Raw genomic sequence first — 26,355 nt, 5'->3', positions numbered from 1 at the left:
AAGGGGCTGCCTTGTTCACCGATCACACCGTCGAAACCGCGCCCGAAGCCTCGCGTCGCTCGATGGAGGCGACCATCCGGAAGTTCGGCCACCTCCCCACCGCCGTCGCCCGTCAGGCGTCGTCACCGGAACTGCTCGACGGATTCCTGAAGCTCAGCGCGAGTTTCGAGCGGACGACGCTCGAACCCCTCGCGCGGGAGACGGTCGTGATGACCGTGGCGACCCGCAACGGCTGCGAGGTGTGCGTCGAGATCCACACCGGCAAGCTGAAGGGCCTGCACGCGGACGACGACGTCATCGCGGCGCTTCGCTCGCAGGAGCCCGTGCCCGACGAGCGGCTGGAAGCCGTCCGGCAGTTCACGCTCGCGGTGCTCGAAACCGCCGGCGGCGTGGACGACGACACCCTGCGGACCTTCTTCGAGTACGGCTACACCGAGCGGAACGCCCTCGAAGTCGTCATGGGCATCGGGGCCTACACGATGTCGACCCTGGCGAACCGGCTCATCCGCGCCTAGTCGCTCTGCGTGATCACCCCTCGTGACCCGGATCACTCCAATGGCCGCCGATCTTGATGTATCTGGGCAGTCCCGACCGTCTCCTGTCTTGTGCAGCCGAAAGTTCGCCACCCGCGGCGCGGCGCACCGGCGGTCTGGCCTGCCGAGGGGGCAGACCAGACCGCCGAAAAACCGAAAACGTTCCACAGGTGTTGGGGGTACGCGAAGGCCCTCTTCCCGCGACTGAGTCACGGGAAGAGGGCCTTCGCGTGTCTTCTTCCGCAATTAGTCACCTACTTGCGTCAGACCTCGAGGGCCCAACGCACGTACCGCATCGTCGGCGCGAAGCCCGCCTTCTCGAAGACCCCGAACGCCCCGGCGGGATCCGCGGAGTCCACGGTCGAACTCGCGCGGTCGTATCCCTGATCGGCGGCGACCCGCAACGCGTGCCCCATCAACGCGCCGGCGACGCCTCGCCGCCGGTACTCCCGAAGCGTTCCGATGACCATGAAGTGCGCGTCGCGAACGCCGGTGGCCTCCGTGTCGGCGTCCCAGCACATCGTCACCAGCATCCCCACCGCGGAGCCCGCCGCACGGAGGGAGGAAGCTGACCTCGGGCCGGAAAGTCTGGTTGGTGATCTTGTTCCGCCAGAGATCGACGGGCATCGGCACGGCACCCCAGTAGTCCCGGTACGCCTCGTTCCGGACCGCCCGGAAGTCCTCGTCGTTCCGCTCCGGCCACGGCTCGACCCGGAATCCGTCAGGGATCGCCGAACCGTCCAAGGCGCCGAGCGAGTGCTCCATGCGCTGGAAGTAGCGCACCGGCACGAAACCCCTGGACCGGACGAGTTCGGCCAGGCCCGGGATGCGCGCCGGCCGATTGACGTCGACCGCGAGCTTCGCCGACGGGTGATGCAGCGCGTGCACCACCTTGGCCGCCGCTACTCCCGCATCGACGAGCGCGCCGCCGATCCCCCTCCGGCGATACCCGGGATGCACTCCGCCGTGTAGTTCTCGCCGATCCGTCGACGGTCTCCATGGCGTTGAGGAGGTCGGCCGACGCCTGGGCGTCCCGCGGGGTGAGCGGCCGCCACGCGAGGTCGTGCATTCGGCCGAAGGTAGCGCCGCGCGTGCGGCCTGTCGCGGGGTTTTCGGTGGGCGCAGTAGGGATCGAACCTACGACCGCTCGGGTGTAAACCGAGTGCTCTCCCGCTGAGCTATGCGCCCGGGAGGTGGCACCCGCGCACGGGTGCCACCGGTGAAGACTCAGGCCAGCGAGGCCACGGCCTTCTTCCACGCCTGCTGGTCACGCGCCTCGCCGGGCTGGTTGACCTCGGCGAACCGCACGATGCCGTCCTTGTCGATCAGGAAGGTGCCGCGGGTGGCCAGGCCGGCCGTCTCGTTGAAGACGCCGTAGGCCTTCGCGACCTCACCGTGCGGCCAGAAGTCCGAAAGCAGCGGGAACTGGTAGCCCTCCTGCTCGGCCCACGCCTTGAGCGAGAACGGGGTGTCCACGGACACGCCGATGACCTGGACGCCCTGGCCGTCGTAGTCCGCGAACTCGTCACGGAGCTGGCACAGCTCGCCGGTGCAGATGCCGCTGAACGCGAACGGGTAGAACACGAGCAGGACCGGCTTCTCGCCCTGGAAGGACGACAGCTTCACGGCCTGCTTGTTGTAGTCGTTGAGCGTGAAGTCCGGGGCTTGCGTTCCGACCTCGACGGCCATACCGGCGGTTTCCTCTCAAGAGCGAACAGGGGCCTGCGACGACAACCCTATCGTGTCGCTCGCGCGGCTCCTGAGGTCACCGCTTGGTCTTCGACGACTTCGGCGACACCAGCCGGGTACCCGCCCACTTGGGGCCGGCGCTGATGTTGGCCGTCTGCGCCAATCCCACCTGCGGCACCGCTTCGGCGATCTCGCTCGGCTGGACGTGTCCTGGCTGCCCCGTCTTCGGGGTCAGCACCCAGATCACGCCGTTCTCGTTCAAGGGGGTCCGGACCTCGATCAGCGTGTCGCCGAGATCACCGTCGTCTTCGCGCCACCACAGCAGCACAACGTCGATGACCTCGTCGGCGTCCTCGTCGAGGATGTCGCCGCCGATCTGCTCCTCGATCGCCGCACGAAGATCGTCATCGACGTCCTCGTCCCAGCCGATCTCCTGGACCACCATGTCCGGCTTGATCCCAAGCCTTTCGGCGACGCTGTTCTGATCAGCGTCTCCCGCGGCGACCACTGCTGTCACTCCTCCAACTACGACGGAGCGTGGTGTCGCCACGGCCGGATCGACCGGGCGGGCACCACACTCGGGTACACGATGCCCGTTAGCGAACACTGGTGAGGCGCTGCGCGCAACCGTCCACACCGGATCTTGAACAACTCGTGTCGCAGCGTACGGACATTCGGACCACTCGTGCGAGGTCAATTCAGGCGCGCCTGGGCGCCTCCGAACGCCCTGCTCTAGGGTGGGAGAGAAAACGCGCGCGCGAATACAGGCGCGTGCGAGGCGTGTCGCAATCGGGTCCGCGAACGTTACCGATCAGTAGCGGTGACGAGAACGGAACCGGAGGACGACGATGGAAAGCGAACACGCCCGCGTACGAGCACAACCAGCTACCACCTTTTGCAAGGAGACCCCTTGGCCCCGCAGAACGACGGCGCCTCCGGCAAGGAGACCCCGGCACGCGTCCGCGTCATCCGTGACGGCTTGGCGGCGCACCTGCCCGACATCGACCCGGAGGAGACCGCCGAATGGCTGGACTCCTTCGACGAGGCGCTGGCCAGGGGTGGTCAGCAGCGCGCCAGGTACCTGATGCTGCGCATCCTCGAGCGGGCCAGGGAACGCCACGTCGGCGTTCCGGCGCTGACGTCGACGGACTACGTCAACACCATCCCCACCGAGAACGAACCCTGGTTCCCCGGTGACGAGGAGATCGAGCGCCGCTACCGCGCCTACATCCGGTGGAACGCCGCGATCATGGTGCACCGCGCGCAGCGTCCGGGCGTCGGTGTCGGCGGGCACATCTCGACCTACGGCTCGTCCGCGGCGCTGTACGAAGTGGGCTTCAACCACTTCTTCCGCGGCAAGGACCACTCGGGCGGCGGCGACCAGATCTTCATCCAGGGACACGCCTCCCCCGGCATCTACGCCCGCGCGTTCCTCGAGGGCAGGCTGAGCGAGAACCAGCTGGACGGGTTCCGCCAGGAGTACTCGCACGCCGGCGAGGGCGGCGGCCTGCCGTCGTACCCGCACCCGCGGCTGATGCCGGAGTTCTGGGAGAACCCGACCGTGTCCATGGGCCTCGGCCCGATGAACGCGATCTACCAGGCGCGGTTCAACCGCTACCTGCGCGATCGCGGCATCAAGGACACCAGCGACCAGCACGTCTGGGCGTTCCTCGGCGACGGCGAGATGGACGAGCCGGAATCGCGCGGCCTCATCCACGTGGCCGCCGGCGAAGGCCTCGACAACCTGACCTTCGTGATCAACTGCAACCTGCAGCGGCTCGACGGTCCGGTGCGCGGCAACGGCAAGATCATCCAGGAGCTGGAGTCGTACTTCCGCGGCGCCGGCTGGAACGTCATCAAGGTCATCTGGGGCCGCGAGTGGGACTCGCTGCTGCACGCCGACCGTGACGGCGCGCTGGTCAACCTGATGAACACCACGCCGGACGGCGACTTCCAGACCTACAAGGCCAACGACGGCGCCTTCGTCCGCGAGCACTTCTTCGGCCGCGACCCGCGGACCAAGGAGCTGGTCAAGGACCTCACCGACGCCGACGTCTGGAACCTCAAGCGTGGCGGCCACGACTACCGCAAGGTCTACGCGGCCTACAAGTCGTCGCTGGAGCACCACGGCCAGCCGACGGTGATCCTGGCCCACACCATCAAGGGTTACGGCCTCGGGCCGTCCTTCGAGGGCCGCAACGCCACGCACCAGATGAAGAAGCTCACCCTCGACGACCTCAAGCTGTTCCGGGACGCCCAGCGCATCCCGATCAGCGACGAGGAACTCGAGCGCGACCCGAAGCTCCCGCCGTACTACCACCCCGGCAAGGAATCGCCGGAGATCGAGTACATGATCGGCCGCCGCAAGGCGCTCGGCGGGTTCCTGCCGGAGCGTCGCCCGAAGGCCTCGAAGGCCCTCGTGCTGCCCGGCGACAAGGTCTACGAAGGCATCCGCAAGGGCTCGGGCAAGCAGGAGGTCGCCACCACGATGGCGTTCGTCCGGCTCGTCCGCGAGCTGGCGAAGGACTCCGAGATCGGCAAGCGGATCGTGCCGATCATCCCGGACGAGGCACGCACCTTCGGCCTCGACTCGATGTTCCCGACGGCCAAGATCTACAACCCGCACGGCCAGACGTACACGTCGGTCGACGCGAGCCTGATGCTGGCCTACAAGGAGTCCGAAAAGGGCGTCATCCTGCACGAGGGCATCAACGAGGCGGGGTCCACCGCGTCGTTCACCGCCGTCGGCACCTCGTACGCCACGCACGGCGAGCCGATGATCCCGATCTACATCTTCTACTCGATGTTCGGGTTCCAGCGGACCGGTGACGGCCTCTACGCGGCGGCGGACCAGATGGCCCGCGGGTTCGTACTCGGCGCCACCGCCGGCCGCACCACGCTGACCGGTGAGGGCCTGCAGCACGCCGACGGGCATTCGCTGCTGCTGGCGGCGACCAACCCGGCCGTCGTGGCCTACGACGCGGCGTGGTCGTTCGAGATCGCCCACATCGTGCGGGACGGTCTGCGCCGGATGTACGGCGAGACCGGGCCGGACGGCAACGGCGAGAACATCTTCTACTACATGACGATCTACAACGAGCCCTACCAGCAGCCCGCCGAGCCGGAGAACCTCGACGTCGACGGCCTGCTGAAGGGTCTGTACCGCTACGCCGACGCCCCGGCGGGCGACGGTCCGGAGGCGCAGATCCTGGTGTCCGGCGTCACCATGCCGGACGCTCTTCGCGCGCAGCAGATGCTCGCCGAGGAGTGGGGCGTACGCGCGGCCGTGTGGTCAGCGACGTCGTGGACCGAGCTGCGGCGTGAGGCCGTCGAGGTCGACCACGACAACCTGCTCCACCCGGGCGACTCCCCGCGTGTGCCGTACATCACGCAGAAGCTGTCCGGCGCGAACGGGCCGGTGGTCGCGGTTTCGGACTGGATGCGCGCCGTACCGGACCTCATCCGCCCGTGGGTGCCGAACGACATGCTGACGCTGGGCACCGACGGGTTCGGGTTCTCCGACACCCGTCCGGCCGCCCGGCGGAAGTTCCTGGTCGACGCTCAGTCGATCGTGGTCGGCACGCTGAGCGCGCTCTCCAAGCGCGGCGAGTTCGACCGGGCGAAGGTGGCCGAGGCGGCGCGGAAGTACCGCCTCGACGACGTCGCCGCCGCGGGTCCGCAGTTGTCGGACTCCGGCAGCGCCTGACGCTGAGATGAAGGGGCCTTTCATTGCAAAATTTGCGATGAAAGGCCCCTTCATTGCGTCTGACGGCGAAGCGGTTAGGGTTATACATCGGATGTTTCTGGGGGTAAGCGGAGAGGGTGAGTGAGTGTGACCAAGCGTCGACTGCCGAAGCCGAGTGAGCTGAAGCAGATCCTGCGGCCGAAGCCGATCGTCCTCAACCCCACCGAACGGCGGCTGGCGGGCGCGCACACGATCGCCGACCTGCGGATGCTCGCCCGCAAGCGGACACCGCGGGCGGCGTTCGACTACACCGACGGCGCCGCGGAGCTGGAGGACAGCCTCCGCCGTGCCCGGCAAGCCTTCCGCAGCGTCGAATTCCACCCCAACGTCCTGCGCGGAGTGTCCGATGTGGACACCGGCAAGGAGATCCTCGGCAAGCGTTCGGAGCTGCCGTTCGCGTTCGCGCCGACCGGGTTCACACGCATGATGAACCACGAGGGCGAGTCCGCGGTGGCCCGCGTCGCCCAGCGCAACGGCATCCCGATGGGCCTGTCGACGATGGCGACGACGTCGATCGAAGACCTCGCGGCGGCCGCCCCGGAGGCTCGCAAGTGGTTCCAGCTCTACGTCTGGCGCGACCACAAAGCAGGCGAAGATCTGATGAATCGCGCCTGGGCCGCCGGATTCGACACGCTCATGCTGACGGTGGACACCCCGGTCGCGGGCGCGCGGCTGCGCGACGTCCGCAACGGGCTGACCATCCCGCCCGCGCTCACCCTCAAGACGTTCGTCGACGGCGCGATGCATCCGGCGTGGTGGTTCAACCTGCTGACCACCGAGCCGCTGACCTTCGCGTCGCTGAGCCAGTTCGACGGCACGGTCGCCGAATTGCTCAACCAGCTCTTCGACCCGACCTTGAACTTCGACGACCTCGATTGGGTCCGCCAGACCTGGCCGGGCAAGCTCGTGGTCAAGGGGATCCAGAACGTCGACGACGCGCGTGACGTGGTCAAGCACGGCGCCGACGCGGTGCTGTTGTCCAATCACGGCGGCCGTCAGCTCGACCGCGCGCCGACCCCGATCGAACTGCTGCCCGCCGTGCTCGACGAGATCCAGGGCGACGCGGAGGTGTGGGTCGACACCGGCATCCTCTCCGGTGGCGACATCGTGGCCGCGATCGCGCGCGGCGCCGACGCGGTGCTCATCGGGCGCGCGTTCCTCTACGGCCTGATGGCCGGGGGCGAGCGCGGTGTTCAGCGGTGCGTGGACATCCTGCGCGCCGAGATGGTCCGGACGATGCAGCTGCTGGGCGTGCGCACCCTCGCCGACCTCAAGCCGTCACACGCCACCATGCGCTGACTCCCTCGCGATTCGGCACCTGCTTGCGGTACTTGCACGCGCAAGTACCGCAAGCAGGTGCCGAATCGCGAGGTCAGCGAACCGCGGCCGAGACGCCGGCAGGCGCGGTACGGACCTGCTTCGCCGTGCGGTTCCAGCTCCACCAGCCGTGCACGACCAAGCCGGCGAACACGATGTAGACCGCGGCTGAGAAGTACAGGCCCGAGGAGAGCTGCAGCGGTACGCCGATCGCGTCGACGACCAGCCACACCAGCCAGAACTCGACGAGACCCGCGCCCTGCGCGGCGAAGGCGACCAGGGTGCCGACGAAGATCGCGGCGTCCGGCCATGGCGCCCACGAGGCGTTCAGCGCGTCGAGGACCAGCGCCATCGCGGTGGTCCCGATCGCGAACGCGCCGATCATCGCCAGCCGCTCGCCGAGACGGCCCTTGCGGACGACGACGCCGTAGACCGGGTCGCTGCGGCGGGACCAGGCCCACCAGCCGTAGATCGAGATGACGAGGATCGCGATCTGCCTGGTGGCGAGCCCGCCGAGATGCGCGGAGAGGTAGACCGAAAAGAGCAGCACGGTGGCGCCGACCTGGACCGGCCACGTCCACAGCGTGCGGCGTTGCGCCAGGAAGACCACGGCCAGCGCGAAGATCTGCCCCGCCAGTTCGGCGAAGGAGATCCACTGTCCGAGCACCGTGACACCGTTGTGCAGCAGGAACTCCACGTCCGCACCCCTCTCCGTCTCCCGCTCCAACATGCTCCGTCGCGACGCCATTCCCCAGCGAGTGTGAGGTGCGGAACAGGGAGACGGCTCGAGAGACACTGAGGCGGAGTAGCCGGGGACCCGCAGGACACGAAAAGGGCCCTCCACCGCGTGCTCCGCGGCGACGGGCCCTCATCGACTCCACGCGGGCCCGGCGCCTTCCTCGATCACCGGGCCCGCGGGATGCTCAGGAATCTACGCGACCGATGCCCACGGGCGAAGTCGGCGGCTCCGAACGGACCTCCTGCTTGCCCGCGCCCGGCTCCAACTGGCCCTGCAGATTGGCCAGCCAGCCCTGCCAGCGGTCCTGCGCGGGCTTGATCAGGCCGCCGCCGAAGCCGACGACGACGACGCCGCCGATGGTGGCGAGGACGGCGATCAGGATCGGCCCGGTGATCGCCGTAGCGATGTTCACCTGGCCGAGCGCGGCGATGATGCCGAACGCCATGATCATCCAGTAGGCGATCGTGCCGAGCAGCCGTCCCGCCGGCCGGGTGGAGAGCGCCCCTGTCACCAGGTCTCGGACGACCTTCGCGACGGCGGCCGCGACGATCACCAGCACCAGTGCCACCAGGATCCGCGGCAGGAACGCGATGATGTCGTTGAGCAACGCGCTGACCGGATTGCTCTCACCGAATACGCCGAACGCGAGTTGCAGCGCGATCAGGAGAATGAAGTAGTACACGAGTTTGACGAGGATTCCGCCCGCGTCGACATTCGCCTGTTTGAGCGTTCCGGTGAGTCCGGTCTTCTCGATCAGCTTGCCGAATCCGATCTTCGACAGAACCAGTCCCAATGCCTTCGACAAGGCTTTCGCGATCAACCAGCCGATGAACAGGATGACCAGGAAACCGGCCAACTTCGGCACGAAGGTGGCAACAAGGTTCCATGCTTGTCCCAGACCGTCTTTCAGCTGCTCGCCCACGGCGAACTCCCTCCTCTGCGCATCCGCGACCTACCCGGTGCGGCTTGCGAGGGATCGTTGATCACCGGCACCGTACCGGCAACTCGGCGACCCACGATCGAGTGAGTGAGCTAGCGGGAAAAGATCCACAAGTCGCATACTTGTCCTACCGGTGGGGACCGGGGAGACGAGGCCGTCCGGCGCAGCGAAAAACGCGAGCGCCGGGCGGCCTCGAGTATTTTGCGAACTCCTTTCGCAATTCACCGCCATCTGTCCACTTAGGACTGGAGCGGTAACGGACCGCAGGATGAAGGCCACCTTTGCCCGGCGGACTAGGATCGGCTGACCATGGCTGATGCGACCTCCGGACGGCAAGTGCCCAAGCACCACGGGCTGTCCGTCAAGACCCTCCGGCGGCTCGAGCACGCCTCCGGCCGGCTCGCGAGCGCGAGCGTGGCGGTGATGGAAGAGCGACTGAGCTGGTTCAACCGTCTTCCCGCCGACCAGCGCGCGAGTGTCCTGCTGATCACCCAGGCGGGTGCCGCCGGTTTCGTCGATTGGCTCCGCGACGCGAAGGAGGCGCTCTCCCTCACCACCGAGGCGTTCCGCGAAGCACCCGCCGAACTTTCCCGTTGGGTGAGCCTGCGGCAGGCGGTCGGCATGGTGCGCCTGGCGATCGAGGTGTTCGAGGAGCAGCTGCCGGAGTTCGCCGCGAACGAGGCGGAACGCGCCGCGCTGATCGAGGGGATCCTGCGCTACGGCAGGGAGATCGCGTTCGCCGCCGCAAACTCCTACGCGGCCGCCGCCGAGGCGCGCGGCGCCTGGGACGCGCGGCTGGAGGCCTTGGTCGTCGACGGCATCGTCCGCGGCGACGCCGAGGAAGCGGTGCTCTCCCGCGCCGCCGCGCTCGGCTGGGATCCCGCCGCGCCCGCCACCGCACTGGTCGGCACCCCGACGTCGGACGACCCGCCCGCCGTCGTGTTCGAGGTCCGCAGCCGCGCCGCCCGCGTCGGGCGCCCGGTGCTGCTTTCGGTGCAGGGGTCCCGGCTGGTCGTGGTCGTCGCCGGTCCCACCGACGGCAGCGTCAAGGACCGCGAAATCCTCACCAAGCTTTCGGTCGCGTTCGCCGAGGGCCCGGTCGTCGCCGGGCCGACCGTGCCCACCCTCGCCGAAGCGCACCACAGCGCGACCGAGGCGCTCTCGGGCCTGCGGGCCGTCGTCGGCTGGCCCGGCGCGCCACGGCCCGCGAGATCGATCGACCTGCTGCCGGAACGCGCGTTGTCCGGCGATCCCGAAGCCGAACGCCTGCTCGTCGAGCAGATCGCCCGGCCGCTGGAGGAAGCAGGCCCGGCACTGCTGCGGACGGTGGAGACGTACCTCGACAGCGGCGGCGTCCTGGAGACCTGCGCGCGGACGCTGTTCGTGCATCCGAACACCGTCCGGTACCGGCTGCGGAAGGCCGCCGAACTCACCGGCCGCCACGCCGCCGAATCGCGCGACGCCTGGGTGCTGAAGGTGGCGCTGACCGTCGGGCGGCTGGCTCGCGCTCGCGGGCTCTGGTAGCCGCGGATCGTGAGTCAGGCCGTGGCCGGATCGGCGGCTTCGGCCGCCCGCTCGATTTCCGCCCGCCGCTTCTCCCAGAAGGCCGCGTCCCGCCGGGCCGTATCGACCTCGCCGTCCACTTGCTCGCGCAGGATGTCGGCGTGTCCGGCGTGCCTGCTGGTCTCCGTGAGCATGTGGACCAGGACGTTGAACAGCAGCACGTCCGGACGTGGCCACCAGGGCACGTGGCCGGGCGAGTCGATGGCGAGAGCGGCGATGGTCGCGTCCGTGTGTTCCCAGACGCGCCGGTAGCGGCCGGTGATCTCCTCGCGAGTTTCGTGTTCGGTCGCCCACAGGTCGGTACCGCGCTGCTCGAGATCATCCCATCGGGGGACGGGCTCGGGGAACGGCCGATCGAAGACCTCGCCGAAGTACCGGGCCTCCCAGACCGACAAGTGCTTGACGAGACCGAGCAGGTTGGTCCCCGTCGAGGTCAGCGGACGCCGGATGTCGTACTCGGACAACCCGTCCAGCTTCCGGAGCAGCACTTCACGGAGCTCCCGCAGTTCGCCGTGCAGGTACTCCTTCGCGAAATCGTCGATCATGAGCACGAGCATGCACCAACCGGCCGGTGACTCTGCGCAGTGACGGACTTCATAGGGAAAGCTGGTTGAACCCGACAAGGCTTTTGGGTTAAGCGCAGAGATCAGGATGGCACTTTTGGAGGTTTCCTACAACTACGTCGGCCGGACTTGGTGAGCGTCGGCATCACGACCATGGTGGCCGAGAGTGTTCTCTAGTGGGGTGACAGTCGCAGTCCTCGCCCCCGGTCAGGGTTCCCAAGCCCCAGGCATGCTCTCCCCTTGGCTCGAGCACGACGGTGCCCGCGCGCGCGTCGAAGCCTGGTCCGAGCGGGCCGGTCTCGACCTGGTCCGTCTCGGCACCGAAGCCGACGCCGAGGAGATCCAGGACACCGCGATCACGCAGCCGCTGATCGTGGCGCTGTCGCTGCTCGCGTTCGAGCACCTTCAGCGTGAGGCCCCGGTCGCCGCGGCCTCGCCGGTCGCCGGTCACTCCGTCGGCGAGCTGGCGGCCGCGGCCATCGCCGGGGTGCTGAGCCCCGAAGACGCCGTCGCGCTCGCCGCCGTCCGCGGCGCGGAAATGGCCAAGGCGTGCGCGCTGGAGCCCACGAGCATGGCCGCGGTCATGCTCGGCGACCCGGAGCAGGTCGTCGCATGGCTCGACGGGCACGGCCTCGCCGCGGCGAACCGCAACGGCGCCGGCCAGATCGTCGCCTCCGGCGCCGCCGACGCGATCGAGAAGATCGTGGCCGAGCCGCTGGAGGGCACCAAGGTCCGGGCACTCAAGGTCGCGGGCGCGTTCCACACCTCCTACATGGCACCCGCGCGTGAAGCGCTGGCCGCCCACGCTGCGAAGATCACCCCGGCGGACCCGACGCGTCCGCTGCTGTCGAACGCCGACGGCCAGATCGTCACCAGCGGAGCCGAGTACCTCGACCGGCTGGTCAAGCAGGTCACGAACCCGGTGCGCTGGGATCTGACCATGGACGGTCTGGTCTCCGCGGGTGTCACCTCGACGCTCGAACTTCCGCCGGCGGGCACGCTGACCGGGCTGGTCAAGCGGCAGCTCAAGGGAACCGTGACCACCACGATCGCTCTGAAGACGCCCGCCGAGCTGGCGAAGCTTCAGGGGCAGGAGGACGCTTCGTGACCGACCGATCCACCTTGCGGCAGGCGCCGGGCGCCGCCGGGACCCGCATCCTCGGTGTCGGGAGCTTCCAGCCCGAGAAGATCGTGACCAACGACGATCTCTCGAAGATCATGGACACCAACGACCAGTGGATCCGCGACCGGGTCGGCATCGTCGAGCGCCGGTTCGCCGAAAAGGACGAGTCGCTGGTCGACATGGCGGTCAAGGCTGGCACCGCCGCACTGGCGGACGCCGGGGTGGACCCGTCCGAAGTGGACACGGTCATCCTGCCGAACTGCACGATGCCCACGCAGATCCCGAACGCCGCCGCGCAGGTGGCCGACCGGATCGGCATCACGCATCCGGCCGCGTTCGATCTCAACGCCGCCTGCGCCGGGTTCTGTTACGGCATCGGCGTCGCCTCGGACCTCATCCGGGCGGGCACCGCGAAGAAGGCGCTCGTCATCGGCGCCGAAAAGCTCACCGACCACGTCGACCCGGTCGACCGCGCGAACGCGATCATCTTCGCCGACGGAGCGGGCGCGGCGGTGGTCTGCGCGGCCGACACCCCGCAGATCGGCCCGGTCGCGTGGGGCAGCGCCGGCGAGCACGTCGACCTCATCTACATGCGCGACGACAAGTGGATCTACCAGGAGGGCCAGTCGGTCTTCCGCTGGGCGACCACGCAGATCGCGCCGATCGCCTTGCACGCGCTGGAACTGGCCGGGCTCGAACCGTCCGATGTGGACGTGCTGATCCCGCATCAGGCCAACCTGCGCATCGTCGAAGCCATCGCCAAGAAGCTGCGCGCCAAGGGCGCCCGCGAGGACATGGTCGTGGCCGACGACATCAAGCACTCGGGCAACACCTCGTCCGCGTCGATTCCACTGGCGCTGGACCACATGCGCAAGGCAGGCACCGTGAAACAGGGCGACGTCGTACTCGCCGTGGGCTTCGGTGCCGGACTCTCCTACGCGGGCCAGGCCTTCATCTGCCCGTGATGAATACTTCCCTTGTGGACACCGTGTCCGCAGGGCAGCCGAAAGCATCACCGAGAAGGGAACAACCAGTGGCAGACAACGCAGAGATCCTCGCCGGCCTCGCCGAGATCGTCGAAGAGGTCGCCGGTGTGGCGCAGGACGACGTGACCGCCGAGAAGTCCTTCGTGGACGACCTCGACATCGACTCGCTGTCCATGGTGGAGATCGCTGTTCAGGCCGAGGACAAGTTCGGCGTCAAGATCCCGGACGACGAGCTCGCGAACCTGAAGACCGTTGGCGACGCGGTGAACTACGTGTCGGCCAACTCCAAGTAAGTCCGACTTCTTGATTGGCGCCGACCTTGGGGAGACTCCAATGAGCAACATCGACGTCGTGATCACCGGGATGGGCGCGACCACGCCGCTCGGCGGGGACGTCGCGTCCACGTGGGACGGCCTGCTCGCCGGCGCGAGCGGGATCCGCCGCATCGAAGCCGACTGGGTCGACGAACTCGAGCTGCCGGTGAAGATCGGCGCCATGCTCGCCGTCGACCCGTCCGAAGTCCTGCCGCGGGTCCAGGCCCGGCGGCTGGACCGCTGTGAGCAGGTGGCGCTCATCGCCGCCCGGCAGGCTTGGGCGGACGCGGGCTTCGAGCAGCCGACCGACGAGCATCAGGATGTGGAACCCGAGCGCCTCGGGGTGACCATCGGTACCGGTGTCGGCGGTCCGGTCACCCTGATCTCCCAGAACGACCTTCTGCACAAGCAGGGACTCCGCAAGGTCTCCCCGCTGACCGTGCCGATGCTGATGCCGAACGGCCCCGCCGCACACGTCGGGATCGATCTGAAGGCGCGTGCCGGTGTGCACTCGCCCGCGTCGGCCTGCGCGTCGGGCGCGGAAGGCATCGCCGCCGGCTACGAGATGATCCGCTCGGGCCGGGCCGACGTCGTGGTCGCCGGTGGGGCCGAATCGTGCATCCACCCGATCACCCTCGCCGGTTTCGCGCAGGCGCGGACGGTGTCCACCCGCAACGACGATCCGACCAAGGCGTCCCGGCCGTTCGACGTGAACCGTGACGGTTTCGTCCTCGGTGAGGGCTCCGGAGTCGTGATCCTGGAGCGGGCGGACCGCGCCAAGGCACGCAACGCGCGGATCTACGCGCAGCTCAGCGGATACGGGATCACCTCGGACGCCTACCACATCACGGGCAACCACCCGGAGGGCGTCGGCCAGATCGCCGCCATGCGGCAGGCGATGACGATGGCCGGGGTCTCCCCGACCGACGTCGGCCACGTCAACGCGCACGCGACCTCGACGGTCGTCGGCGACGTCGGCGAGGCCGCGGCGATCCGCAACGCCGTCGGCGAGCACGTCGTGGTGACCGCTCCCAAGGGCGCGCTCGGCCACCTGGTCGGCGGTGCCGGCGCGGTCGAGGGCATCGCCACGATCCTGGCGATCTACCACGGGCTCATCCCGGCGACACTGAACCTCGAGGACCTGGACCCGAAGGTGCAGCTCGACGTCGTCTCCGGCGAGGCGCGCAAGGTCGAGCTGGGCGCGGCGATCAGCAACTCGTTCGGCTTCGGCGGGCACAACACGGCTCTGCTGTTCACTCCGGCGGCCTGATTTCAGTACGTGAAGGCCCCCTTCACTGCGTCTAGCGCGGTGAAGGGGGCCTTCACGTATTTCGGCCGGGCTCAGGGATGGATGAGCCAATGCGTCATGGGGTGGTCGTCCTGGCAGATGTAGATCTGCATCTGCGTGAGATCCGCGGTCTCGCCCTTGGCGTCCAGGCACCGGATCCTGTTGTCGCCGCCGCCGACCCTGGAGTAGATGAACTTCGGCACGAAGTTGGGGACCACCGGTGGGATCCACCTCTGGTTGCTGTTGTCGTTGCATCTCACCTGGTTGACCGGGGCTCGACTGGTGTTCTCGCCGATGACGTTGAGGCAGAAGCCACTGGCCTGGTTGACGAAGTAAACGGTGTCGTGGGTATTGGGGACGATCGCCCATTTCTGGACGGCGTTGTCGTTGCAGGGCATCTGCACGACAGCCGCGAGCTCCGCCAGTGGGTTGTTCGGATGCGGCTGGATGCACTTGTTGCTGCCGTAGTTGCGTACGCGGTAGTAGCCGTCCGCGCCCGCGGGCGGGGCGGCCAGCGCCGTCACCGCGAGCGCGGCGCTCAGCAGTCCGATGATCTTGGCCTTCATGATTCCCCTCGTCTCCCTGGGTGCCGCTGACCGCGGCCTGGTGCGTCGAGACTGACCGGGTGTGCTGCGCCGTCACTGCGCCCGCGCTGCGGTGGAACGTTTCCGCCTCGGGGGACGACCTCTCCAGGAGGGGGTCTCATGCTGGTGCGGATTCTCGGGCCGGTGGACGTAGTGGCCGACAGTGTGGTGCGGCCGGTGCGGGGGTCGCGGCGCAAGGCGTTGCTCGCCGTGCTGGCCTTGCGGGCGGGCGAGATCGTGAGCGTCGACCGGCTCGTCGACGTGGTGTGGGGTGCTCGGCCGCCCTCGATGAACACGGTGCAGACCCACGTTTCGGCGTTGCGCCGGATGCTGGGCGACCGCGACGCGATCGTGGCTCGCTCCCCCGGCTATGTCCTGAACGCGGCGACGGATCTGGCCCGCGCACAGCGGCTGATCGAGCGGGCCGGGCAGGCACCGGATCCCGCCGCGTGCCTGCGGGAGGCCTTGGCGTTGTGGCGGGACCAGCCGCTGGCCGACGTCACCGGCATGCCGTGGCTCGACGAGCAGGCCGAGCGGCTCGCGTTGCTGCGGCTCGACGCCGTGGAAGCACTCGGCGAGGCACGGCTGGCGCTCGGCGAGCACGCGGGGCTCGTGCCCGAACTGGAAGAACTGTGCCGCCTGCATCCGTTCCGCGAGCACCTGCACCGGCAGCTGATGCTCGCGTTGTACGGCGTGGGACGGCAGGCGGACGCGCTCGACGTATACGACCGCGTGCGGCGGGCGCTGGACGATCAGCTGGGTGTCGAACCGGGTCCGGCGCTGCGCGAGTCGCACGCCGCACTGCTCCGTCAGGACACCTCCTTGGACCGGCCACCGGCGCCGCTCACCGCCGAACCGAACAGGTTCTGCACGACCGGCTCCGGCGCGCGGATCGCCTACAACGCCACAGGCCGGGGATCCCCGCTGGTGATCCCGCCCGCCTGGATCGCGGCGCTGGAGCTGGGCTGGGAAGACCCGGGACTACGCGCGCTCTACGCACCCTTGGTGGCCGGGCACCGGGTGATCCGCTACGACATGCCGGGCACCGGGCTGTCCAGTCCCCTTGTCCAGCCGAGGTCGCTGGACGGTGAGGTCGAATCGCTGCGCACGGTCGTCGACGCGGCCGGAGCGGAGCGGGTGGCCCTGCTCGGTGGGTCGATGGGGGCGCCGGTGGCGCTGGCGTTCGCGGCCCGCTATCCGCACCGGGTGGATCACCTCGTGCTGTACGGCGGGTACGCCGACGGCGGCGCCATCGCACCCGCGTCCGCCCGGCGGGCGTTCGTGGGCCTGGTCCGGGAGAACTGGGGTCTCGGCACGGAACTGCTCGCCGACGTCCTGATGCCCGACGGCGACGCGGCCGGCCGCGCGCGGTTCGTCCGCATGCAGCGCGCGACGGCGTCGGCCGAGGCGGCCGCCGGTTTGCTGACCACCTGCTACGAATTCCGCGTCACCGAACTGCTCGACCGGGTCACCGCCCCGACGCTGGTGCTGCATCGGCGAGAAGACCGGGCCATCCCCTACGAATCGGGCAGGGAACTCGCCACCCGGATCCGGGACGCCCGGTTCGTCGCGTTGGAGGGACGCAGCCACCTGCCGTACGTCGGAGACGCGCACGCGGTGGTGAACGCGATCGTGGACTTCCTCGCCTGTCACGCCTCCTGACGTTTGACCAGATGCCGCCCGATCCACCAGGCAGCTTCCACCAGCACGATCCCCACCCCGGCACAGGCGAACGCCGACAGCGTGTACGCGCTCACGCTCGGGTCCAGCGCGAAGAATTTCTGCGTGAACGGGATCAGGAACAACGCGAGCGTCAGCACGACCATCCCGCCGATCAGCAGGATCTTCCACCACCGGTACGGCCGCGCCACGATCCCGAGTACCCACAGCGCGATCGTGATGAGCGTGATCAGCGCGGTCGTCCCCGCTTGGATCTTGTCCAGTTCGGACTGGCCGGATCCCTTGTACACCAGCAGGTAGCTCACGAAGGTCGCGGTCGCGATGACCAGCCCGGCCGGGACGGCCATCCGCATCACCCTGCCGACGAAGCCGCTTCGGGCGCGTTCGTTGTTCGGCGCCAGCGAAAGCACGAAGGCGGGCAGGCCGATCGTGAACCACGCGGTGATGGTGATGTGCCGCGGCAGGAACGGGAACGGCACCTGCGCGATGCCGACCATCAGCGCCAGCAGCACCGAGTAGACCGTCTTGGTGAGGAACAGGTTCGAGACGCGCTCGATGTTGCCGATCACGCGCCGCCCCTCGGCGACGACGTGCGGCAGGGTGGCGAACTTGTCGTCCAGGAGCACGATCTGCGCGACCGCGCGGGTGGCGGGACTGCCGGCGCCCATGGCGACACCGATGTCCGCGTCCTTCAGCGCGAGGACGTCGTTCACACCGTCGCCGGTCATCGCGACGGTGTGGCCCTTCGACTGCAACGCACCGACCATCGCGCGTTTCTGCAACGGGGTCACGCGGCCGAATACGGCGCGCTCCTCCAGGGTGTCGGCCAGCTTTTCGGCATCGTCCGGGAGCTTCCGCGCGTCGACGGGTTTGTCCGCGCCCGGCAGGTCCAGGGTGCCCGCGACGGCGCCCACCGAAATGGCGTTGTCGCCGGAGATGACCTTGACCGCGACGTCCTGGTGCGCGAAGAAGTCCAGAGTGTCCTTCGCGTCCGGGCGGACCTTCTGCTCCAGCACCACGAGCGCGACCGGTTCGATGGCGCCGGGTCCCTCGGCCGCGTCGACGGCTCGCTCCGCACGGCCCAGCAACAGGACGCGCAGGCCGCGAGAGCCGATCTTCTCGGCCTCCGCCCGGTGCTCCCCCTCGGGCAGCAGGACGTCGGCCGCGCCGAGCACCCAGTCGCCGTCGCCGTTGAACGACGCGCCGCTCCACTTGCGCGCCGAGGAGAACGGCATGGTCGTGGAGACCCGCCAGCCCGGATCGGTCCGGTGCGCCTCCGCGATCGCCTGCAGGCTCGCGTTCGGCCGGGGATCGGCGGCGGCGAGCGCGGCCAGCGCGTCGTCCACCGGATGGCCCGGCGTGATCTCCCGAACCTCGGAAAGCCGCATCGCGTTCTCGGTGAGCGTGCCGGTCTTGTCCGCGCACACCACGTCGACCCTGGCGAGTCCCTCGATCGCCGGGAGTTCCTGCACCAGGCACTGGCGCTTGCCGAGCCGGATGACACCGACCGCCAGCGCGACGCTGGTCATCAGCACCAGTCCTTCGGGCACCATCGGCACGAGCGCCGCGACCATGCCGCGCAGCGCGTCCGGCCACGCCTGGTCGCCCGCGAGCTGGTTGTAGATGGTCAGCGCGCCCGCCGGGATCAGCAGGTACGTGATGAACTTGAGGATCTTGTCGATGCCCTGCCGCAGCTCCGACTTCACCAGGGTGAACTTGCTGGCCTCCGCGGCCAGTTTCGCCGCGTAGGACTCGTCGCCGATGACGTCCGCGCGGTAGGTGCCGCTGCCCGCGACGACGAAGCTGCCGGACAGCACCTTGTCGCCGGGCTGTTTGATCACCGGATCGGATTCACCGGTCAGCAGCGACTCGTCGACCTCCAGCGCGTCGGCCGTCAGCGTCGGGCCGTCGACGACGATCTTGTCGCCGGGCCCCAGTTCGACGAGGTCGCCGAGCACGACGTCTTCCGGGGCGATCTCGGCGCTCTGCCCGTCACGGCGGACCGTGGGCTTCGCCTGCCCGACGATGGCGAGCCGCTCCAGCGTCCGTTTCGCCCGGAGTTCCTGGATGATGCCGACCGCGCTGTTGACGATGATCAACCCGCCGAACAACCCGTCGATGAAGTACCCCGTCGACAGGATGAGCACGAACAGCACGCCGTAGATCGCGTTGATCCGGGTGAAGACGTTCGCGCGGATGATCTCGCCGGTGGTCCGGCTGGTCTTCGTCGAGACGACGTTGGTCTGGCCCGCGGCCACCCGCCGGGTGACCTCTTCGCTGGTGAGCCCCCTCGAGGCGTCGGTCAGCAGGGCCGGCTGATCTATTGCCATGCCCGCGACTCTATTCGGCCCGGTTCCCGCCCGCGTCAGCCTGCGGGACCATGTCACCCCTTACTTCAGCATCTTTCGTGTTCGGGGTTGGTACCGCCTTCGGTGGTGTCGACGCGCCACGAACCGCTCTCCAGTCGCAGCGGCAGCACCAGCCGCCAGCGGATGCACGCTTCCGGCAGGTACACCGGAGCGTCCTCGACGTCCTGCGTACTGGTGAAGGCGACGAGTACCCGGAGCGTGTTCGGCGCGCCCGGCTCGATGCGGTAGACGAGGATGCTGCCGTCCCGAGTGGACTGATAGTCCTTCTTCCACTCCGACGCGGACTTGGTCTTGGCCCGTTCGCGGGTGACCACCGAAGTCCACTTCGGATAGTCGCGTTCGTTGATGGAGTCGAAATATCCCTGCAGCACCTGCCGGACGCTTTGGTACTGCGGATGCGCGAAGACGTCAGGAGTCACCTCGACGGCGGGCGAGCCTGGCTGCTCCTCCGGGGCGACCGACGTCGGCGAGTCGCTGACGACCGGTTCCGTGGGCGCGGCTTCCGGGCGCAGATAGAGATCGCGTGCCAGCAGCCCGACGCCGACGGTCAGGGAGACCACGACCACGATGACGGGGATCAGCCACCGCTGGCGAGAGAAGGGGCGAGGCTGGGCGGTCACCCTGAAAGGTTAGCCGCCCGCCTCTTCCGTCCTCACCGGCGTCTACCCGACTTGGTGCAGCCAGGTGACCGGGGCACCGTCACCGGCGTGCCGGTACGGTTCGAGCGCTTCGTCCCAATTGGCGGCGAGGAGCTCGTCGAGCTTGTGCGCCAACGATTCGCCGGTGCGGACCTTGCTCACGAGAGCGCGCAACTGGTCCTCACCCACGACGATGTCGCCGTTGGCACTGGTCCTGCCGTGCCACAGGCCGAGACCTGGAGCGAAACAGAACCTTTCGCCGTCGACCCCCGCACTGGGCTCTTCGGTGACTTCGAACCTGATCATCGGCCACGCCTTGAGCGCGGACGCCAGCTTTCCGCCGGTGCCCGAAGGCGCACGCCAACCACATTCGGCGCGGAGCTGTCCTGGACTGGCGGGCTGCGCCGTCCACTTCAACTCGACTCGGGCACCCAGGGTGCCCGAAATGGCCCACTCGACGTGCGGACACACCGCAGACGGCGACGAGTGGACGTACACCACGCCACGGGTGTTGCCACGGGTGCTCACTGCTGACCTCCGCTACTCGACGAGGGGCGTCTTCCCCTACGACCTCGCGAGCTGCGCTGGTCAGGTGGCTCGTGCCGCCTCCCGGTACGCGTGAGCACATTGTGCACCCCAACTGTGCTGTTTGGCCACATGAACACCATAAGTCGCACCTGATTGGGACGCGTGACTCACGTGAAGGCCCCCTACGCGGGTTAACCCTGGTACGGCGTTCCGCACGGTCCGTGAAGGCCTCCTTGAGGGACTCTGGGTCCCTCAAGGAGGCCTTCACGGACTTGCCTCAGGTCAGCCCTGGGCGCCCAGGGACTTCGCCGCGGCGAAGGTGTCCACCAGGCCGGTGCCCTTGTCGAAGCTCGACGTGTACGGCCCGGCCGCCACATACGGCGAGCCGTTGGCGAACTTGTACGCCGTGCCCTTGATCGCGGCCTCGATGTCACCCGGGGTCGCGGACGGCGCGACCTGGAACAGCTGCGCGACGATGCCGGCGATCTGCGGCGCCGCCATCGACGTCCCGCTGATCACGTTGTAGGTGGCGAGATCCAGGAGTCCGGGGCCGTTCTCGGGTTGCAGGCCCTGCGTGCAGATCGGCTGTGTGGGACGGCAGGACGAGAGGATGTTCTCCCCCGGCGCGGAAACGTCGGGCCAGCTCGCCTGGGCGGTCTTGAGACCGCGCGAGGAGAAGTCGGACACCGTGCCGTCGCGGGTGCCGGTCCCCTTGTCGTTGAACGACGCCGCGGAAAGCACGCCCGGCGTCTGGTCCTGCCCCGGCGGGTTGGAGAGGTTCGCCGAACCGTCACCGCCGTCGTTCCCGTTCGCCCACACCGTGACGACGCCTTCCGCGGCGAGCGCGCGTTGCAGCTTCACGGTCGCCGAGTTCGGGTCGAAGGCGCCGCCGCCGCTGGGACCGTAGGAGTTGTTCGTCACCTTGATCGGCGGGCAGACCGACGCCGCGACACCCGCGCCGCAGGGTGCCTTGTGGTTCTCCAGCACCCAGTTCAGCGCCGCGTCCGTGCCGAGCACGAGCAGCGCCGCCCCGGTCGAGACCGAGACGATCTTCGAACCCGGCGCCGAGCCGCCGACCTTGGTGCCGTCGGTCAGCGTCAGCTGGTTCCCGGCGGCGATGCCGGTGACGTGCGTGCCGTGGCCGCCAAGGGCGAGGGTGTCGGTGTCGACGGAGGTCGGGACGTCGACGATGCAGTTCGTCGCCGTGCCGTCGAGACAGAGACTCTTGAGATTGCGCACCACCCGTGTCTTGCCGTCGGCGCCCTTGAACGCCGGATGGGTCGGGTCGACGCCGGTGTCGATGATCGCGACGGAGACGCCCCGGCCGTCCACGGGAGCGCCGCCGGCGTCCTTGAGCTGCGCCTGCGTCTGGAGGCTCCGTGTCGCCGTGGTGCCGGAGCTGCCGTGCGCCTTGAGCTTCTCGTTGCCTTCGACGTAGGTGACCCCGGCGGCCTTGCGCACAGCGCGCACCTGGTCGGCGGTGCCCCGGACGGCGACGACGCCGATCTTCCCGAACGAGGTGATCTTCGTGAGTCCGGCCGCGCGGGTCGCGCGTTCGGCGGTGGCGACGTCGCCGGCGTGCACGAGCGCGGTCACCCCCGTGGCGCCGGTGACGGCCGAGAGCAGTCGGGACAGTCCGGGGGCGACGGGGGCGAGCGGTCCCGCGGCCTGCGCGGGGACCATCCCCGCGGCCGGGACTGCCAGCAGGGCGACGACGAGCGCTGCGCGTCGACGCCAAGGACGAGATACGGCCATTGCGTTTCTCCTGGTGACAGGGGGCAAGGAACTGTCACCTACCAACGAGTACCACCCGGACGGGTGACGGTGCTCACGCGCATTACAACTTTTCGGAGCAACATCACCGCGCCTACCTGCGACGTGTCTTCCCGTTGCTCCGGATGGAGGCGCTAGTTTGTGCAGCGAGACCGACGAGATGGGGAGGGGTTCGGTGCGACTCGTTCGCCTCGCTCAACAGCCGTCCCGGGTGGCCGAGGACGTCCGCGCCGCGCTGGCTTCACTCGGCCGGGGCAGCAACGTCGTCGGCGGGGTCGCCCTCGTCGGCGCCAGCCCGGTCGACGGGCGGCCCGTGGAGGCCGTCGTCGTCATGCCGAAGGGCATCCTCATCGTCATCGGCGTCGACCTGCCGGACCCGGCGTTGAAACTCGAAGCCCCGCTCGGCGGACCGTGGAAGGCCGACGGCTGGCCGCTGGTCCACGGTGACACCTCGATCAACCCGGCCACGGACGCGCTCTCGCTGTCCGCCGCGTGCACCCACAAGATCGCGGACGTCGCCCCCGGCGCCGGGCCGATCGGCACGATCATCGCCGTCGGCCCCTATGTGGAGACGGTCGACCAGCCGGCCGCGGATCTCGCCGGCTCGGTCCGCGTGCTGTACCCGACGGCGACGACGATGCTCGCCGCGACGGTCTCGCTGGCCACCGCGCCCCGGCCCCGCTCGGTCCAGCAGGCGCGGGAACTGATCGCCGCGCTCGCCCCGGACGCGCCGCCGATGCCCGAGGAGATGCTGCTCGGCGAGGGGTTCAGCGCCTACTCCGACGACGAGCCGACGGTGATCCGCGAGAACCCGCTCGTCGCCATCGCCCCGACGGTTCCGGTGCAGCATCCGGGGAAGGCGAAAAGACCGGCGAAACCGGCCGTTCCCCCCGTCAAGCCCGTGCAGGCGGCCCCGCCCGTTCAGCCCGTTCAGCCTGTTCAGCAGGCCGCCGCCGCGAAGCCCGCTCCTCCGGCCCGGCGAACCCCGCCACCGGCGGGCGCTCCCGCCGAGCCGTCCCCGAAGAAGTCGCACCAGTCCAAGACGGTGAAGTGGCTTCCGGTCGCCGCGATCGGCCTGCTCATCGTGCTGCTGGTCGCGGCCATCAGCGTGGCCTCCGGTGGTGACGACACGGCGTCCACGCAGACTCCCCCGCCGCCGACCCCGGCCAGCAGCCCTCCGTCTCCGAGCAGCAGCGCGGTGGAAAACATCCAGTTCACCTCGCGGGCGTCGGCCGCGGATCAGAAATGCGCGTCGCACGCGTACGGCGACGTCCAGGCGAGCCTTCAGCAGACGAGTTGCGCAGGGGTGAAACGGGCCAGTTTCGCCAGTTCCATCGACGGCCGGGCCGCCGCGGTGACGATCGCCGTCGTGGAGTTCCCGAACACCGGGCAGGCGACCGCGTTCAAGGCCGCCGCCGACACCCCCGGCGGTGGCGGCATCCTCGACCTCGCCACCGAGACCAACCAGTGGCAGGGCGAGGTCCCGGTGTTCGAGGGCGCCGCCTACCAGAGCAGCCTCGACGGGAAGTCGGTCCGGCTGGTGCAGGTGGTGTGGGTGCCGGGACCGTCCACTGCGGACGATCCCGGCCTGGTCCGCGGCGCGAAGGCCGCACTCGAACTGCCGGTGAACGGCTAAAGCCCGTATGCCTCAAGCAGGCGCAGCCACACTTCGCTGATCGTGGGGAACGACGGGACCGCGTGCCACAGCCTCGACAGCGGGACCTCCCCGACGATCGCGATCGTCGCCGAGTGCAGCAGTTCGGACACGTCCTGCCCGACGAAGGTCGCGCCGAGGAGAACACCGCGTTCGGTGTCGACGACGATCCGCGCCTTGCCCGCGTAACCGTCCGCGTGCAGCGACGAACCGGCGACCGCGATGTCGATGTCGACGACGCGGTGCGGCTTGCCCTCCTCGGGTCCGGCGAGCCCGACCGAAGCGACCTCCGGGTCGGTGAAGACGACCTGCGGGATGGCGTGGTGATCGGCCGTGGCGCTGTGCGCGCTCCAGGCGGCGGAATCGACCGGCTTGCCCGCCGCCTGCGCGGCCACGGAGTCCCCGGCGGCCCTGGCCGCGTACTTGCCCTGATGGGTCAGCGGCGCCCGGCCGGTGACGTCCCCGACGGCGAACAGCCAGCGACCGTCCACAGCGGACACACGGCCGTTGTCGTCCGTCTCGAGCGGCGCGCCCGCTTCGAGCCCGATCGACTCGACACCGAGTCCGTCGGTCGCCGGGCGGCGGCCGGTGGCGACGAGGAGTTCGTCGACGATCAACCGGTCGCCGCCCTTCAACGCCAATTCCTTGCCACCGTCCACTGCGGACACGGAGTCGATCCCGGAGCCGGTGTGCACGGTGACCCCGGCTTCGCGGAGTCCCGCGATGACGGCGTCACCCGCGAACTCCGGCAGCCGCGGCAAGGGACGTGCCCCGGAGATGATCAGGTGGACTTCGGCGCCGAGTGTCGCGAAGGCTTGCGCCATTTCGACTCCGACCACCCCGCCGCCCAGTACGCCGAGGCGGCCCGGAACCTTCTCCGCCGAAGTCGCCTCTCGCGAACCCCACGGGGAAACGGTGTCCAGCCCGGGGATCGACGGTGTCCGTGGGACGCTGCCCGTGGCGACGATCACGGCGTGCCGCGCGGTCAGCACGTCGCCGCCGTCGACGGTGACCTCCCGCTCACCGGTGATCCGGCCGTGCCCGCGGATCGGGACGATCCCGACGCCTTCGGCCCACTTGACCTGTCCGGTGTCGTCTCCCTTGCCGGTGAACCAGTCCCGGCGCGCGAACACCTCGGCCGGGTCGACCGCGTCGCCCACCGGGACGCCGGGCACCCGCTTGGCGGCGGCGAGGAGGTTCCCCGGCCGCAGCAGCGCCTTGCTCGGAATGCAGGCCCAGTAAGAACATTCGCCGCCGAAGCGCTCGTGTTCGACGAGCGCGACCCGCAGTCCGCCGCGTGCTGCCCGTTCGGCGGCGACCTCGCCGACGGGGCCGCCTCCGATCACGATCACGTCAAAAGTCTGTGCTGACATGCATTCAGCGCACACCACCGCGCAGCTTCGCGCAACCTGCCGCTATCCTCGTGTCGCTGCGTGAGTCATCAGCCGCGGGTTCAGGTTGCACCGTGCCGGTTACGCAGTAGAACGATCGAGCGCGGGAGGTTTTTTTCATGGCCAGGAACACTGCTGTGCATTTGCTGGATGATCTGACCGGCGAGGCGGCCGAAGAAACAGTCGCTTTCGGCTTGGACGGAATCGCTTACGACATCGACCTTTCGGCCGACAACGCCACCGCACTCCGGGAAATCCTGCGTGCCTATGTGGAAAACGGCCGACGGATCGGTGGACGGAAACTGCGGCCGCGGGTCGTGCAGCGACCCAAGGGCGCGCGGGTGTCGAAGTCGACCCCGAAGACCACGGCCACCGCCGCGAAGGCCGAGGCGAAGTCGGCCGCGAAGCCGGGCCGCAAGCCCGCCGCGAAGGGTGTCGCCGGCCGCAGGCCCGCCGCCGCCAAGGCCGCTCCCAAGACCGCGGCCGCGAAGACCACCGCCGCCAAGGTGGAGGCCAAGGCTCCGGCCAAGACCACGGCGAAAGCCACCGCTGCCAAGGCGAAGGCGGCCCGCGGCGCGACGGCGAAGGCCACCGCGACCAAGGCTCCGGCAGGCCGCGCGAAGACCGCCGCCGCGACCAAGACCACGGCCAAGGCCGCGCCGAAGACCGCGGCCAAGACGACTGTCGCGAAGGCCGCGCCGAAGGCAGCCGCCGCGAAGACGACGGCCGCCAAGGCCGCGCCGAAGGCCGCCGCCAAGACTCCGGTGAAGAAGGCCGCGGAGCCGAAGAAGACCACGCGCGCCGCCCGTAAGGTGCCGGCCGTGACATTCTCGGCCACCGAAAAGTAATCGATAAACAAAAGGGGCCCCATTCGCGTGGTAGCGAATGGGGCCCCTTTGTTGTCGTGAGTGATTTGGGTCGTTCCAACGACCCAAATC

23 protein-coding genes and 1 tRNA gene are annotated in these 26,355 nt (G+C 69.0%); 11 read left to right on the top strand and 13 right to left on the bottom strand.

Annotated elements, in window-relative coordinates; genetic code table 11:
• Window positions 1-11: 11 nt before the first annotated feature.
• Window positions 12-515 (top strand): carboxymuconolactone decarboxylase family protein, encoded by a 504-nt coding sequence (locus tag DL990_RS17175; RefSeq protein ID WP_125799238.1) that lies wholly within the window; start codon window positions 12-14, stop codon window positions 513-515.
• Between the two features lie 281 nt (window positions 516-796).
• Here DL990_RS17175 and DL990_RS41840 read toward each other — a convergent pair whose 3' ends face one another.
• From DL990_RS41840 to DL990_RS17155, 4 genes are all read right to left on the bottom strand, one after another.
• Complete coding sequence (locus DL990_RS41840) at window positions 797-1,054, bottom strand: GNAT family N-acetyltransferase (RefSeq protein ID WP_233598945.1); 258 nt, start codon at window positions 1,052-1,054, stop codon at window positions 797-799.
• A 595-nt stretch (window positions 1,055-1,649) separates the two neighbouring features.
• Window positions 1,650-1,721 (bottom strand) — tRNA-Val (locus DL990_RS17165).
• A gap of 39 nt (window positions 1,722-1,760) precedes the next feature.
• Window positions 1,761-2,222, bottom strand: coding sequence for a peroxiredoxin (locus DL990_RS17160; protein ID WP_125792822.1), 462 nt, complete (start codon window positions 2,220-2,222; stop codon window positions 1,761-1,763).
• Window positions 2,223-2,298: 76 nt separating this feature from the next.
• Window positions 2,299-2,730, bottom strand: coding sequence for a DUF3052 domain-containing protein (locus DL990_RS17155; protein WP_125786920.1), 432 nt, complete (start codon window positions 2,728-2,730; stop codon window positions 2,299-2,301).
• Between the two features lie 402 nt (window positions 2,731-3,132).
• On the opposite strand from DL990_RS17155, the gene aceE reads away from it, so the two are divergent.
• Complete coding sequence (gene aceE / locus DL990_RS17150; RefSeq protein WP_125786408.1) at window positions 3,133-5,928, top strand: pyruvate dehydrogenase (acetyl-transferring), homodimeric type; 2,796 nt, start codon at window positions 3,133-3,135, stop codon at window positions 5,926-5,928.
• Window positions 5,929-6,054: 126 nt separating this feature from the next.
• On the top strand, window positions 6,055-7,266 hold the full coding sequence (locus DL990_RS17145) for an alpha-hydroxy acid oxidase (protein WP_037342403.1): 1,212 nt from the start codon (window positions 6,055-6,057) through the stop codon (window positions 7,264-7,266).
• Window positions 7,267-7,339: 73 nt separating this feature from the next.
• Here DL990_RS17145 and DL990_RS17140 read toward each other — a convergent pair whose 3' ends face one another.
• Both DL990_RS17140 and DL990_RS17135 read right to left on the bottom strand, forming a co-directional pair.
• On the bottom strand, window positions 7,340-7,981 hold the full coding sequence (locus DL990_RS17140) for a nicotinamide mononucleotide transporter family protein (RefSeq protein WP_125786409.1): 642 nt from the start codon (window positions 7,979-7,981) through the stop codon (window positions 7,340-7,342).
• A gap of 226 nt (window positions 7,982-8,207) precedes the next feature.
• Window positions 8,208-8,945, bottom strand: coding sequence for a hypothetical protein (locus DL990_RS17135; protein ID WP_125786410.1), 738 nt, complete (start codon window positions 8,943-8,945; stop codon window positions 8,208-8,210).
• Window positions 8,946-9,272: 327 nt separating this feature from the next.
• Between DL990_RS17135 and DL990_RS17130 the strand changes: the two genes are divergently transcribed.
• Window positions 9,273-10,487, top strand: a complete 1,215-nt coding sequence (locus DL990_RS17130) for a CdaR family transcriptional regulator (protein WP_125786411.1) — start codon at window positions 9,273-9,275, stop codon at window positions 10,485-10,487.
• A gap of 14 nt (window positions 10,488-10,501) precedes the next feature.
• Here DL990_RS17130 and DL990_RS17125 read toward each other — a convergent pair whose 3' ends face one another.
• Window positions 10,502-11,071, bottom strand: a complete 570-nt coding sequence (locus DL990_RS17125) for a DinB family protein (RefSeq protein WP_125799237.1) — start codon at window positions 11,069-11,071, stop codon at window positions 10,502-10,504.
• 199 nt (window positions 11,072-11,270) lie between these two features.
• On the opposite strand from DL990_RS17125, the gene DL990_RS17120 reads away from it, so the two are divergent.
• The 4 genes from DL990_RS17120 (at window position 11,271) to DL990_RS17105 (ending at window position 14,782) form a co-directional block, all read left to right on the top strand.
• Window positions 11,271-12,197, top strand: coding sequence for an ACP S-malonyltransferase (locus tag DL990_RS17120; protein ID WP_255431373.1), 927 nt, complete (start codon window positions 11,271-11,273; stop codon window positions 12,195-12,197).
• Window positions 12,194-13,177 (top strand): beta-ketoacyl-ACP synthase III, encoded by a 984-nt coding sequence (locus DL990_RS17115; RefSeq protein WP_125799236.1) that lies wholly within the window; start codon window positions 12,194-12,196, stop codon window positions 13,175-13,177. Before DL990_RS17120 ends, DL990_RS17115 begins: the two co-directional genes overlap by 4 nt.
• 68 nt (window positions 13,178-13,245) lie before the next feature.
• On the top strand, window positions 13,246-13,491 hold the full coding sequence (locus tag DL990_RS17110) for an acyl carrier protein (protein ID WP_004559006.1): 246 nt from the start codon (window positions 13,246-13,248) through the stop codon (window positions 13,489-13,491).
• A gap of 40 nt (window positions 13,492-13,531) precedes the next feature.
• Window positions 13,532-14,782: a beta-ketoacyl synthase gene (locus tag DL990_RS17105; protein ID WP_125786415.1), complete on the top strand. Its 1,251-nt coding sequence runs from the start codon at window positions 13,532-13,534 to the stop codon at window positions 14,780-14,782.
• Window positions 14,783-14,853: 71 nt separating this feature from the next.
• Here the strand turns inward: DL990_RS17105 and DL990_RS17100 are convergent, their stop codons facing one another.
• A complete protein-coding gene (locus DL990_RS17100; RefSeq protein ID WP_125786416.1) occupies window positions 14,854-15,366 on the bottom strand; it encodes an RICIN domain-containing protein in 513 nt (170 codons plus the stop codon).
• 138 nt (window positions 15,367-15,504) lie between these two features.
• On the opposite strand from DL990_RS17100, the gene DL990_RS17095 reads away from it, so the two are divergent.
• Window positions 15,505-17,046: an alpha/beta fold hydrolase gene (locus DL990_RS17095; RefSeq protein WP_125799235.1), complete on the top strand. Its 1,542-nt coding sequence runs from the start codon at window positions 15,505-15,507 to the stop codon at window positions 17,044-17,046.
• On the opposite strand, the gene DL990_RS17090 is transcribed toward DL990_RS17095, so the two are convergent.
• From DL990_RS17090 to DL990_RS17070, 4 genes are all read right to left on the bottom strand, one after another.
• Window positions 17,034-19,394: a cation-translocating P-type ATPase gene (locus tag DL990_RS17090; protein WP_199746429.1), complete on the bottom strand. Its 2,361-nt coding sequence runs from the start codon at window positions 19,392-19,394 to the stop codon at window positions 17,034-17,036. The two genes, DL990_RS17095 and DL990_RS17090, sit on opposite strands and share 13 nt — an antisense overlap.
• Before the next feature lie 65 nt (window positions 19,395-19,459).
• The gene (locus DL990_RS17085; protein ID WP_125786418.1) at window positions 19,460-20,053 is read right to left on the bottom strand and encodes a hypothetical protein; all 594 of its coding nucleotides are present in this window, start codon (window positions 20,051-20,053) and stop codon (window positions 19,460-19,462) included.
• A 42-nt stretch (window positions 20,054-20,095) separates the two neighbouring features.
• Window positions 20,096-20,599, bottom strand: coding sequence for a DUF3145 domain-containing protein (locus DL990_RS17080; RefSeq protein WP_091599164.1), 504 nt, complete (start codon window positions 20,597-20,599; stop codon window positions 20,096-20,098).
• A 282-nt stretch (window positions 20,600-20,881) separates the two neighbouring features.
• Window positions 20,882-22,354, bottom strand: a complete 1,473-nt coding sequence (locus DL990_RS17070; RefSeq protein WP_125799234.1) for a S8 family serine peptidase — start codon at window positions 22,352-22,354, stop codon at window positions 20,882-20,884.
• Window positions 22,355-22,547: 193 nt separating this feature from the next.
• Here DL990_RS17070 and DL990_RS17065 point away from each other — a divergent pair, with 193 nt between their 5' ends.
• Entirely contained in the window at window positions 22,548-24,008 is a 1,461-nt protein-coding gene (locus tag DL990_RS17065) for a hypothetical protein (protein ID WP_199746428.1), read from the top strand.
• Here the strand turns inward: DL990_RS17065 and DL990_RS17060 are convergent.
• Window positions 24,005-25,378 (bottom strand): NAD(P)/FAD-dependent oxidoreductase, encoded by a 1,374-nt coding sequence (locus DL990_RS17060; protein WP_199746426.1) that lies wholly within the window; start codon window positions 25,376-25,378, stop codon window positions 24,005-24,007. The two genes, DL990_RS17065 and DL990_RS17060, sit on opposite strands and share 4 nt — an antisense overlap.
• A 158-nt stretch (window positions 25,379-25,536) precedes the next feature.
• On the opposite strand from DL990_RS17060, the gene DL990_RS17055 reads away from it, so the two are divergent.
• Window positions 25,537-26,265 (top strand): histone-like nucleoid-structuring protein Lsr2, encoded by a 729-nt coding sequence (locus DL990_RS17055; protein WP_125799233.1) that lies wholly within the window; start codon window positions 25,537-25,539, stop codon window positions 26,263-26,265.
• Window positions 26,266-26,355: the final 90 nt, after the last annotated feature.

Origin of the sequence: Amycolatopsis sp. WAC 01416 (assembly GCF_003947485.1) — a bacterium.
GTDB lineage: Bacteria > Actinomycetota > Actinomycetes > Mycobacteriales > Pseudonocardiaceae > Amycolatopsis.
The sequence above is the reverse complement of the archived record's forward strand: the minus strand, read 5'-3'. Positions and strand labels throughout refer to the sequence as shown.